At 68.8% G+C, this 12443-nt stretch carries 8 protein-coding genes; 3 read left to right on the forward strand and 5 right to left on the reverse strand.

The annotated features are described in order from the left end of the window. The 3 genes from RMO85_RS01070 to RMO85_RS01080 all read left to right on the forward strand — a co-directional run. Positions 1–4726: DUF4082 domain-containing protein (locus tag RMO85_RS01070; protein WP_310525906.1), on the forward strand; the 4726-nt coding region annotated here is incomplete at its 5' end. A gap of 4 nt (positions 4727–4730) precedes the next feature. Further along, entirely contained in the window at positions 4731–6233 is a 1503-nt protein-coding gene (locus RMO85_RS01075) for an oligosaccharide flippase family protein (RefSeq protein WP_310525909.1), read from the forward strand. Then, positions 6230–7816 carry a glycosyltransferase gene (locus RMO85_RS01080; protein WP_310525911.1) on the forward strand — a complete coding sequence of 529 codons (1587 nt, stop codon included), beginning with the start codon at positions 6230–6232 and terminating at the stop codon, positions 7814–7816. The genes RMO85_RS01075 and RMO85_RS01080 overlap by 4 nt, the downstream gene beginning before the upstream one ends. Here RMO85_RS01080 and RMO85_RS01085 read toward each other — a convergent pair. From RMO85_RS01085 to RMO85_RS01105, 5 genes are all read right to left on the reverse strand, one after another. Continuing rightward, a complete protein-coding gene (locus RMO85_RS01085; protein WP_310525912.1) occupies positions 7788–9074 on the reverse strand; it encodes an O-antigen ligase family protein in 1287 nt (428 codons plus the stop codon). The two genes, RMO85_RS01080 and RMO85_RS01085, sit on opposite strands and share 29 nt — an antisense overlap. Further along, the gene (locus tag RMO85_RS01090; protein WP_310525913.1) at positions 9071–9826 is read right to left on the reverse strand and encodes a hypothetical protein; all 756 of its coding nucleotides are present in this window, start codon (positions 9824–9826) and stop codon (positions 9071–9073) included. Before RMO85_RS01090 ends, RMO85_RS01085 begins: the two co-directional genes overlap by 4 nt. 19 nt (positions 9827–9845) lie before the next feature. Beyond that, positions 9846–10136 (reverse strand): acyl carrier protein, encoded by a 291-nt coding sequence (locus RMO85_RS01095; protein WP_310525915.1) that lies wholly within the window; start codon positions 10134–10136, stop codon positions 9846–9848. A gap of 41 nt (positions 10137–10177) precedes the next feature. Further along, on the reverse strand, positions 10178–11404 hold the full coding sequence (locus RMO85_RS01100; RefSeq protein WP_310525916.1) for a pyridoxal-dependent decarboxylase, exosortase A system-associated: 1227 nt from the start codon (positions 11402–11404) through the stop codon (positions 10178–10180). Beyond that, on the reverse strand, positions 11401–12443 hold a 1043-nt coding region (locus tag RMO85_RS01105; protein ID WP_310525918.1), incomplete at its 5' end, for an AMP-binding protein. The genes RMO85_RS01105 and RMO85_RS01100, both read right to left, overlap by 4 nt.

A 12443-nucleotide genomic window follows, 5' to 3' on the forward strand; every position in this document is an offset into this window, starting at 1 on the left:
CAGGGTCACCCGCGCCATCGCCAAGGCGATCGGCCTGGTGGCCCTCGTGGCGAGCCAGATCATCGTGGTGTCGCTGACGGCCCCCCCGACGGCGGCCGCGGACCCGTGCGGGCCGGGTGGCAACAAGATCGTCTGCGAGAACTCCAAGCCCGGTACCGCCCCCGAGATCTGGGACATCAACGGCGCCGGTAGCGAGTCCATCCAGGGCTTCGCGACCGACATCTCCGTCAACCTCGGTGAACGCATCGACTTCAAGATCGACACGCCAGCGACGTCGTACACCATCGACATCTACCGGACCGGCTACTACCAGGGCCTCGGGGCTCGCAAGATCGCAACCGTCGCGCCGAGTGCGTCGCTGCCGCAGAACCAGCCCAACTGCATCACCGATGCAACGACCGACCTCTACGACTGCGGCAACTGGGCGGTCTCGGCCTCGTGGACCGTCCCGTCCACTGCGGTGTCCGGGGTCTACATCGCACTGCTGCAGCGCACCAACGGCGACTCGAGCCACATCACCTTCATCGTGCGCGACGACGCGAGCCAGGCCGACATCGTCTTCCAGACCTCCGACCCGACCTGGCACGCCTACAACACCTACGGCGGGTCGAGCTTCTACCAGGGGGCCGCCCGTGGCCGGGCGTACAAGCTGAGCTACAACCGGCCGTTCTCCACCCGCGGCACGTCGTCCGGGCGCGACTTCTACTTCGGCAACGAGTATCCGCTCGTGCGTTTCCTCGAGCGCAACGGGTACGACGTGTCCTACATCGCCGGCGTCGACACCGATCGGCGGGGGAATCTGCTGACCAACCACAAAGTGTTCCTCTCCGTCGGACACGACGAATACTGGAGCGGCGCGCAGCGAGCCAACGTCGAGGCGGCCCGCGACGCCGGCGTGAACCTGCAGTTCCTCGCCGGCAACGAGGTCTACTGGCGGACCCGTTACGAGCCGTCGGCCGATGCCTCGCACACGGCGTACCGCACGCTCGTCAGCTACAAGGAGACCTGGGGCAACGCCAAGATCGATCCCAGCGCCCAGTGGACCGGGACCTGGCGCGACCCTCGCTTCGCCTCGCCCGCCAACGGAGGCGGCAAGCCGGAGAACGGCCTCGTCGGAACGGCATACATGGTGAACTTCAGCGACCTCGCCATGACCGTGAAGCAGGACGAGGGCAAGCTGCGGCTGTGGCGCAACACCGGCCTGGCAACCATGACCGGCACGTCCACCACGCTGGCGCCCCACACCGTCGGCTACGAGTCCAACGAGGTCCTCGACAACGGCTTCGGGCCACCCGGCCTGATCAAGCTCTCGACGACCACGGGAGCAGTGCCCGAATACCTACGCGACTACGGCAACACCGTCAGTCCCGGTCAGACACGGCACAACATGACGCTTTACAGGGCCGCGAGTGGAGCCCTCGTGTTCAGCGCCGGGACGGTGCAGTGGACCTGGGGTCTTGACGCCCAGCATGACTCCGAGTACGCCAACGCGACGGCGGATGTGCGCATGCAGCAGGCGCAGATCAACCTGCTCGCCGACATGGGGGCGCAGCCCACGACCCTGATGCCCACCCTGGTCTCAGCCACCAGAACGACGGATACGACGGGCCCGGTGGTCACCATCAGCACGCCGGCCGCGGGCGGCAGCCAGAAGAACGGCGACCGGATCACGATCACCGGCACGGCCACCGACGCCGGGGGACAGGTCGCTGGCATCGAGGTCTCGGCCGACAACGGCCAGACGTGGCAGGCGGCATCGGGCACCACGTCGTGGACGCACACCTTTGTCCAGCAGGGCCGTGGCAGCACTGCCGCGCTGGTCCGCGGCATCGACGACAGTGCCAACATCGGCGTGCCGACCAGCCGGTCGTTCCAGGTGACCTGCCCGTGCAGCATCTTCGGCAACGTCACTCCGGCCGTCCCCGACACCGCAGACAACGTCTCCGTCGAGCTCGGCCTACGCTTCACCCCCGTCGTCGACGGTTTCGTCACCGGGGTCCGGTTCTACAAGGGCACCGGCAACACCGGCACCCACGTCGGTTCGCTGTGGGGTCCCGGTGGCCAGCGACTCGGCCAGGTCCAGTTCGCCGCCGAGACGGCCACCGGCTGGCAGACGGCGACCTTCGCCGACGCCGTACCCGTCACCGCCGGGCAGAACTACACGGTGTCCTACTCAGCTCCGCGGGGTCATTACGCCTCCGAGCAGTACGCCTTCATCTACCGCGGCAAGGACGCAGGCGCCATGCAGGTGGACGGTGGCTGGGGCGCTCAGCCTGCCGGTGTATACGGCAACCCCGGGACACTGCCGTCCTCGAGCTACCTCAACGCCAACTACTTCGTCGACGTCACCTTCTCCGCCACTGACGACTCTCCGCTCATCGCGATGAGCCAGGCGCCGTCACCGGACGCGACGGGGGTGCCGGCCACCACGTCGGTGAGCGCAAGGTTCTCCAAGCCCATGGCGCCGGGCACCCCGGCGATCCGCCTGGTGGACTCCAACGGCACCGCTGTCCAGGGCACCACCACCTACGACGCCACCACCCGGACGATCACCTTCCGACCGACCGCCACGCTCGCCTCGTTCGTGAGGCACACCGCGACGCTGTCAGGCACCGACAGCCAGGGCAACCCCATCACGTCGGGTGGCACGTGGTCGTTCACGACCGCCAAGCCACCGAACCCGCCGGGTGTCTGCCCGTGCTCGCTGTTCAGTGACGAGACGACCCCGACCGTGCTGGAGATCAACGACGGCGTGCCGCTGACCCTCGGCACCCGGTTCACCTCCGACGTCAAAGGCATCGTCACCGGCGTCCGGTTCTACAAGTCGCCCGGCAACACGGGCGTCCACGTGGGCTCGCTGTGGAACCAGAACGGTGTCCAGCTGGCCACCGGGAACTTCGCCAACGAGTCCGCCAGCGGCTGGCAGCAACTGACCTTCACCACCCCGGTGTCGATCGCCAAGAACACGCCTTACATCGTGGCCTACCGGTCGCCGAGCGGCCGCTACTCCGCCTCACCCAACGCCTTCGCCGAGCGCGACCTGTCGTGGGCGCCGCTGCGAGTGAGCTCGACCGCGGGCTCCTACACCTACGCCGCCGGCTTCCCGGGCGCCTCCTCGACCACCAACTACCTCGTCGACGTGATGTTCGAGAAGACTCCACCGCAGATCCAGGTCACCTCCCAGGCGCCGGCGTCCGGCGCGCTGGACGTCCCGCGGGGTAGCAAGGTCATCGTCGACCTCTCCGACGCGGTCGAGCCCGGCTGGTCCTTGACGGCCTCGGACAGTGGGGGCGCGCTCGCCGGTGCGGCGACGATCTCCACCGATCGCATGCGGATCACCTGGACGCCGAGCGCGCTGATGCCCGCGGGCACCGATGTGACGGCCCGGTTGGCGGGGGTCATCTCCAGTGACGGCGCGATCCTGCCCACGACCACCTGGACGTTCCAGACCCGCGCTGCCGAGACGGCACAGAACCAGACGCTGCTCGGCGACGTGGTGCCCGAGACGGCCGCCACGGATGACGGCGCACCGGTCGAGCTCGGCATGGCCTTCACCCCGTCACGCGACGGCACGGTCAAAGCCATCCGGTTCTTCAAGGGCGCGGGCAACAACGGGACCCACACGGGATCGATCTGGTCGATGGCCGGCAGCCGGCTGGCAACCGTGACGTTCTCCGGGGAGACCGCGAGCGGCTGGCAGACCGCCACCCTGGGCCAACCGCTCCCGGTGAGTGCAGGTACGACGTACGTCGTCTCCTACTTCGCACCGCAGGGCCGGTATGCCGTGACCGGCGGCTTCTTCAGCGCCCCGGTCACCAAGGGCGACCTGACGGCTCCGGCCACCAACAACGGGCGCTACTACTACTCGTCGACCGGCGGGTTCCCGGCCTATACCTTCGGTGCGGCCAACTACTTCGTGGACGTGCTGTTCGAAGCTGCCGCCGCGACCCTCTCGGTCAGCGGTCGGACCCCGGCCTCCGGAGCCGACTCCGTGTCGGTCTCGGCCGCACCCTCCCTGACCGTGTCAGCACCGCTCGCCCCGGGGTGGGCGGCGACGCTCACCAACGGCGGCGCCCCGGTCGCCGGGACCTCGTCGCTCTCCGGCGACAGCAGGACGATCACCTTCACGCCGTCGGCGTCCCTCGCCCCCAGTACGGCGTACACCGTGGGCGTCAGCGGGCTCGCCTCGACGGAGGGCGCAGCCCTGCCCACGCAGACCTGGTCGTTCACCACCGGACCTGACGACACGGGCACCACCTCGCTGATGACGGGCCTGATCCCCGACACACCGGCTGCGGACGACCCGTCGTCCATCGAGGTCGGCACCGGGTTCACATCCTCGCAGGCGGGCACCGTCACGGCGGTGAAGTTCTACAAGGGGACGGGCAAGACCGGCACGCACGTCGGCTCATTGTGGAGCAGCGACGGCACGCGGCTCGGGCAGGTCACCTTCACCAACGAGACCGCGACCGGCTGGCAGACCGCCACCTTCACGGCCCCGGTGCCGGTGACGGCCGGCGCTAGCTACGTCGTGTCCTACTACGCCCCCAACGGTCGCTACGCCGCGTCGCCCGGCTTCTTCGCGGGCCCGCGCGTGGTCGGATCACTGACCGCGCCGGCCGGCGGCAACGGTGTCTACGTCTACGGCGCCGGGGGTGGCTTCCCGAACGGCTCGTGGAACTCCACGAACTACTACGTCGACGTGGTCTTCAGGGCGGCGTCGTGACGGCATGACGCACGAGACGGCAGACGCTGCACCGGAGGACTTGGCGCGCACGGCGGCTGGCGCCTTCGGTTGGAGCGTCCTCAACACGGCCCTCTCGAGGTTCGGGACGCTCTTGGTGGGCATCGCCCTGGCACGGATGCTGGGCCCGGACGAGTTCGGCACCTTCGCGGTCGCGATGGTGGCGCTGCTCGCGGTGCTCAGCTTCAACGAGCTCGGAGTCAGCCTGGCGATCGTGCGGTGGGAGCGCAGCCCGGACACCATCGTCGGCACGGTCAATGCCATCTCGACCGGCGGGAGCGTCCTGCTCTTCATTGCCGTGTTTCTCTCGGCCAGCACCGTCGCCGACCTGCTCGGGGCGCCCGACGCGGCCGGCATCATCCGGCTGATGTCCGTCTCGGTCGTGTTCAGCGGCATGGTCGCGGGCCCGGCCGCCCTACTGCAGCGCCAGTTCCGGCAGCGACGTCGACTGGTGATCGACCAGGTTGTGACCTGGTCCGGCACGGCGCTCTCGCTGGCCCTCGCGCTGGGTGGCTTCGGAGCGTGGAGCCTGGCCTGGGGACGCGTCGTCGCCACCCTGATCGGGGTGGCGCTGTTCGTGCACGCGGTCGGGCACTACCGCTGGCGGGTGGACCGGTCCCTCGTGCTGCCGCTGCTGCGATTCGGGCTTCCGCTCGCCGGTGCCAGCATCTTGGTGTTCGCCGTCGGGTACGTCGAGCAGATTGCGGTGGGTGCGACGCTTGGCGCCACCGCCCTGGGCATCTTCGTGCTGGCCTTCAACCTCGCTTCGTGGCCCGTCAACATGTTCTCCCAGCCCTTGCGCAGCGTCGCTCCCGCGGTCTTCTCCCGTCTCCAGGACGATCGCGCGCGGATGGGGGTCGCCTTCACCACCACCCTGCGGGCCGCCGCCGCGCTGACGCTGCCGGTGTGCCTCGTGGCCGCGGTCGCGGCCGAGGATGTCGTGCGATTCGTGTACGGCGCCGCCTGGGTGCCTGCGGCCGGCGTGTTCCGGATCCTGGTCCTGGTGGCTGCCTTCCGGATCCTGTTCGAGCTGTCCTACGACTTCCTCGTGGTGGTGCGGCGGACCGGGCAGCTGCTGACCGTCCAGGTGGTGTGGTTGCTGGCCCTCGCCCCCGCCGTGGTGGTCGCCGCCCGGCGCGAGGGTGTGGTCGGGGTCGCCGTGGCCGAGCTCGTGGTGGTCGTCGTCGTGGTGCTGCCGACCTACCTGTGCCTGCTCCGACGGGCGGGGCTGTCGCTGGCGCCCCTCGGTGGGGCGGTCATCCAGCCGCTCCTTGTCTCACTCGCCGCGGCCGCGGGCACCGCGCTGGTCGTCGATCGGGTGTCCTCGTCCCTGGTGGCGTCCGTCGGGTCCGGGCTGGTATGCCTGGCTGCGATCGCCGTGCTCGTCGTGCTCCGGCGCGACGAACTGCGCCAACTGCTTTCGTTGCGTCGTCCCGATGACGTGAGCAGTGAGGCCGGGCAGTCCTCGACTCAGGCGGTGAAGGCGTGAGTGGCACGGTCGAGCTGCTGGACCGCAACTGGCAGCACTTCGAACGGCTCGTTGCTCGCAGCGAGAGGCTGCTCGTGGCCGGCCGTGATGAGCGTGCAGCAGTCGGCGCGATGCAGGCGGCGGCGTACGCATGCTTCAACCACACGGGGCTCTTCGCCAGCGACCGTCTCGAGAACCTGCTGACCGCGCTGAGCGCCCGAGAGCTGCCCACCGCGAGGCCCGCCGATGCGACGATCCCTCCTGCCTCGAGGGGCGGCGCCGCGCGAGTCCTGCACGTGGCCACCCAGGTCTACGACACCGGCGGCCACTCGCAGATGCTCGCACAGTGGATCCGCGCCGACGAGCATCGTGACCACCACGTGTGCCTCACCGATCAGGCGGACGTGCCCGTCGCCGACAAGGTCCTCGCGGCGGTCGGCGGCCGAGCATCGGTGAGCACTCTGGACCGTCCGTTCGCCGGGTTGCTCGGCAGGGCTGCTGCCCTTCGGGAACTGGCCTCGGGCTTCGACCACGTGGTGCTCCACGTACACCCCCACGACGTGGTCCCGTCGATAGCGTTGACCGGGAGAGCCGGCCCGGAAGTGCTCTACGTCAACCATGCCGACCACCTGTTCTGGGTCGGCACCCACGTCCTGGACCGCTTGGTCAACCTGCGCGAGAGCGGGCAGGAGCTGGCCGTCGAGCGCCGCGGCGTCCCCCGAGAACGCAACGCCGTCCTGATCCGTCCCCTCGACCTCCGGGCGCGCAGCCAGGGGCGGGCCGAGGCCAAGGTCGCGCTGGGGATCGACCCGCGGCTGGTGGTCGTGGCCAGCGCGGCGGCGGCGTTCAAGTTCGAGCCGGTCGAGGGTCAGGGCTTCCTCGACGTCGTCCTGCCGGTGCTTGAGAGGTACGGCGACACCCGGCTGCTCGTCGCGGGTCCGGACCCGGTGGGGGAGTGGGCAGCGCTGGCAGATCGCGGGCAGGGCCTGGCCACCGGCCTCCTGCCGGACGTCCGGCCGGTGCTGGAGGCCGCGGACGTCTACGTCGACTCCTACCCCTTCTCCTCCCTCACCTCGATGCTCGAGGCCGCCGCACTGGGCACACCCGTCATCACGTTGCGGGCCCCTTCGCAGGAGCCGGCGGTCCTTGACGCCGACACTCCCGAGCTCGCCGACCATCTACAGGTCGCCTCCTCGTCGCAGGACCTACGGCTCCGGCTCGGCTCGCTCGTGGACGACGCGCGCCTACGCCAGGCACTGGGTGAGGACACGGCACAGGCGGTGCGTGAGGCGCACGCCGACGGTGCCTGGCGACGCTCCGTCGACAGTCTGCTGGAGCAGCGGGTCGCGCTCCCCGGGGTGCCACTGACGCCCGCCACCCGTCGGACGGGTCGGCTCGATGCGAGGGTCGCGCTCCTGATGGGTGGCGGCCGGCATGCCGGAACCGGTGGTTCTTCGGCCGTGATCGCTCCGCTCCTCAGCTGGCAGGAGCGGATCGTGACCGTGCGCGAACTGGTGCGCGCCAGGCGGCGGCCGGCCGCGTTGCTCCTGGTGCCGGCCTCATGGGTGCGCGTGGTCAAGAGGGTGCGGGCGGCCGCTGGGTGAGCCTCCGCATCGCCCCGGCCAGGCCGATGAGGAGGAAGAAGCAGCCCGCGGTCTGGGGGAAGGCGAAGGTGTCGAAGAAGGCGAGCCCGCACGCGCCCGCGGCGATCGCAGCCTGGAGGGCCTGGGCAAGCTGTCGGTCCTCGGACTCGGGCAGCGATGCACGCGCCTGACGCGCCCCCAAGATTCCCACCGTGACGAGGATCAACAGCCCAAGCAGGCCGACGAGGCCGCCCTCGATCAAGAGGCCGAGGTAGCTGTTGTCGAGGATCCAGTACTTGGGCAGGAATGTGCCGAAGCCGCGTCCGACGATCGGACTGTTCGCAATGAACTCGCCGGCGATGTCGTAGCTGCCAGTGCGCGACGCGACACTGGGGTCCTGGCCTGCGTTGGAGAACAGCCCTCGGATCGCGCCCAGGAGGCCGGGAACGGTGACGTACATGACGGCGGTGACCGCGAGCAGAAAGCCGAGGGCGCGCAGTCGTTTGCGGGCATCCCACGACATGCCCAGCACGGTCACTCCCATCAGGGCGCACAGGTAGGCCGACCGGGACATCGAGAAGAAGATCGACACGATCGTCGCGATCAGCATGACCCGGAACAGCCACGCGTGTCGCGAGCCTGCTGAGGCGCAGACGATGGTGATGGGCAGGGTCATGCCGAGCAGGACGCCATATTCGATGGGGCTGGTGGAAGTGCCGCTCGGTCGTGCGAAACCCGAACGCATCCCCAGGTTCCACTCGGACGTCCCCGCGGTGAGCCCGGGAACACGGATGCGATCCACATAGAGCTCCCCAGTGAGGTACTGGACCAGGCCCAGGAGCGCGACCAGACCCGCCGCGACCGCGATACGACGCAGGATCACGCGATGCCGTGCGAGATCGGAGATGCCGTCGGTGGCAATCAGGACGACGCCGGCCATGCCGATCAATCTGAGCAGGCCGTTGTCGGCCACGCTGATCTCGTCGCCGGGAATCGGGCCGGCCATCGCGTGCGCGTACACGGCGACCATGATCAAGAGCCAGCCGAGCATGCTCGCCCGGACCGGCTGGAAGCCTGCGTACGTCGGTTCGGAGCGCCGCAGGACGAACCACGCCCAGCAGAAGAAGGTGGCGATGCCGATGAGGTTGGCTGGGCTGCCGGCGCTGCCGAAGGCCGAGAACACCATGGGCGACGGGATCAGCCAGAGCAGGGTCAGGTAGAGGGTGAGGATCGTGGTCGCGTCCACGCCGGTGCGTGTCTCGACCGAGGCGATCGTCACGAGGTGTCTCCACGCGCTCCGAGCGTGGCGCGCGATCGCGTGGCGGGGTGAGCCGTCACCCCTTTCCCTTTCCCGTTCCTGGTCCCGTCCGTGGGCTCGTCGCGGCGCGTCGTCGCCTCCGGCATCTTGACGCGGCGTCGTCCTGCGAGCAATCCGTCGATGAGAGCGATCATGAGCAGGCCCGAACCGCCGAGCGCCGCCGCGGCGAGGAGGGCTGCGCGGATCTGGCTCTTCCGGCTCGTGACGGGTTGCTCATCTTGGGTCAGGACCAGCGCAGTCACCTTCTCCGCAGGAGGCAGGTCGAGCCCGGACTGGAGGTTGTCGAGCTCGGAGGGGACGCGATCCATCAGCGACTTGAGGGCCGTCACAGCGACGTCCGGGGTGCCCGCCTCGGTGGTGAACAAGATGATGGGAGCGCTGTTGGTGTAGTCGGGAGTGACCTCGAACGACGTGCCGGTCGGGAACTGTTCCCCGAACTGGTCACTCACGCTCTTCGAGGTGAGGGCGCGCACCAGGACATCGCGTGCCTGGCTGACTCCGCCCAGACCGAGATAGGGGTTCCCCTTCATCTTCACGCCTGCGCTCGGCCCCTGGGTCTGGAAAGGAGGAAAGATCAGCACGGTGCCGGACGCCTCGAAGTCGGGGCCGGCGCGATCGGCAACCAAGAAGGTCGCGGCGCCGCTCACCACCATCAGCACCAGCACCAGGTACCAGCGTTTGCGGAGAGACCTCCAGAAGACCTTCAACTCCATGACGCCAACTGCTCCCGCTTCATCTGCCCGGGGCGACGGTGCTGCGTCGTTGGCCGATGAAGTCCGCGAGCGTGCCGACGCTCTCGAACACCTCACTGGTGAAGTCCTCGTCGTCGATGACGATGTCGAACCTGTCCTCCAGAGCCGCCGCGAGCTCGACGACGCCCAAAGAGTCGAGTTCGGGGAGCTCGCCGAACAGGCCGGTATCGCGGTTCAACGTGCTCGCGCGGTCCTCGATGCCGAGCGTTCTCACCAGCACTTCGACCACACCGGTCAAGGTTGCCTCGCTTTCCAATCCCGTGCTGTTCACGGTGATCGTTCCCTCCTGGTCGTGGGATGTTTCTGGGCTGTTCATATGAGTACCTCTGCCGGTGGTGGGTGTCCGAGAAAGGCCGTCGGGCTGGCAGTCAGGCCGTATGCGCCGGCCTGGAAGATGGTCACGAGGTCTCCGACCTCAACCTGCGGCAGCGCCACGTCCGCGCCCAGCACGTCCAGTGGCGTGCACAGGGACCCGACCACGGTCACTGGCCCGGTCGGTGACTCCTCGACGCGGTTGCCGAGGGCGATCGGGTAGTTGCGGCGGATCACCTGCCCGAAGTTTCCGGAGGCCGCCAGCTGGTGGTGCATACCCCCGTCAACGACTGCGTAGGCCCGCCCTCTGGATTCCTTCACGTCGACCACGCGCGTGACGTAGACCCCGGATTCGCCCACGAGATAGCGGCCCAGCTCGATGACGACGGCGGCCTCCGGCAGTGCCGGCTTGAGCCGCTCGTCGACGAGTCGGCCCAGTCGCTCGCCGACGGCCTCGAGATCGAGTCGCTGATCCTTTTCGAAGTACGGGATCCCGAAACCGCCGCCAAGATTGACGTACGTCACCGAGCCCCGGACGTGCTGCGCAAGGTCGAGGACCAGGTCGACGGTCTTCGTCTGGGCCTGCCCGAGAATCTCGGCACTGAGGTTCTGCGAGCCGGCGAAGACGTGGAAGCCGACCACTTCGATGTCGTGGTCAGTCACCTCGCCGAGCACCGAGGCAACGAGCTCGGCATCCACCCCGAACTGTTGTGGACCGCCACCCATGCGCATTCCCGAACCATGGACGGCGAAGGCCGGGTTGACGCGAATGGCGGCGCGTGGCCGTACGCCGAACTCCTTGCCGGTCCGGACCAGCCGCTGGAGCTCGGTACGTGACTCGACCTCCACAGTCACATCGGCCGCAACGGCACGGCGGAGTTCGGCGTCGGTCTTCCCGGGGCCGGCGAAGCTGACGTGGGCCGGGTGCTGGCCGGCATCGAGCGCTACGGCCAGCTCCCCGGCCGAGGCGACGTCGAGGTGGTCCACCAGCGCCGCCACATGCTGCACCACAGCCGGCATCGGATTGGCCTTCACCGCATAGCCCAGGCCGATCTCGTCGGGGAGCGCGGCGCGCACGGCCGCCACCCGCGCGGTGATCGCTGCCCGGTCGTAGGCGAAGAACGGGGTCGACCCCACCCGCTCGCACAGTCGGTCCAGTGGAACGCCGCCGATCACCAGCTGCCCTCGATCGGTCGCAAAAGTGGCGACATGGTCGGTTGTCCTCACGCCGTCAACTCTTGCCTGAGCAGCACCCGGTCGAACTTGCCATTGGGAGAGCGTGGCAACTCGCCGCGGACCACGATGTCGCTGGGCACCATGTAGCGGGGCAGTTGGCGGCGGAGTATGCCGAGCAGAGCGGTCGCATCGAAAGCGTCGTCCGCCCCGCTCACCACGAGCACGACCCGATGCCCGAGTGCGTCGTCGGGCAGACCCAGGGCCACCGCGTCGCGGACGAGTCCGCTGTCGTAGGCGACCTCTTCGATCTCGGTCGGACTGACCCGGTAGCCCGAGGTCTTGATCATGTCGTCGGTGCGTCCGACGAAGTAGAGGAAGCCTTGGTCATCGGCGACGACGCGGTCACCGGACCACACGGCCAGCTCCGGCTTTCGCCAGGCCTGATTGTCTCCGGGCGCCGGGCGGAACCGCTCGGCCGTCTTCGTCGGGTCGCCCCAGTATCCCTGGGCGACCAGGGCACCGCGGTGCACGAGCTCACCCTCCTCGCCCGGGGCGCACTGAGTGCCGTCGGCGCGGACCACGAGGATCTCGGCGTTGGGGATTGCCTTCCCGATGGAGTCGGGGCGTCGATCGACCTCGGCGGGATCGAGATAGGTCGAGCGAAACGCCTCTGTCAGGCCATACATCAAGTAGGGACTTGCCTGCGGGAAGATCTCGCGGATCCGGGTCAGTGTTGCGAGGGGCATCCGGCCGCCGGTGTTGGCGAAGTAGCGCAGCGACGACGCGGCTGCCGCCGGCCACTCCGCTGCTGCGAGCTGGATCCACAGAGGAGGCACACACGTCAGGCCCGTCACCTTGTGCTGCTCGCAGAGGCGCACGACGTCCCTGGCCACGAGGTAGTTGACCAGCACGACGTGCGCGCCGACGGCAAAGGCAGTCGTGACCTGACTGAGCCCGGCGTCAAAGCTCAGTGGCAGAGCGGCAAGGATGACGTCGGCGGACTGGTTGTCGAGGTAGTAGGAGACGCTCTCCGCCCCGACGAGTAGGTTGCGATGGCTCAGCACCACGCCCTTGGGGCGGCCGGTGCTGC

Origin of the sequence: Nocardioides sp. (genome assembly GCF_031422975.1) — a bacterium.
Lineage (GTDB): Bacteria > Actinomycetota > Actinomycetes > Propionibacteriales > Nocardioidaceae > Nocardioides.

What these genes read in the sequence shown, in the direction of transcription:
- RMO85_RS01075 (WP_310525909.1), top strand. Translation starts at nt 4,731, where the DNA reads ATGACGCACGAGACGGCAGACGCTGCACCGGAGGACTTGGCGCGCACG.
- RMO85_RS01090 (WP_310525913.1), bottom strand. Translation starts at nt 9,826, where the DNA reads ATGGAGTTGAAGGTCTTCTGGAGGTCTCTCCGCAAACGCTGGTACCTG.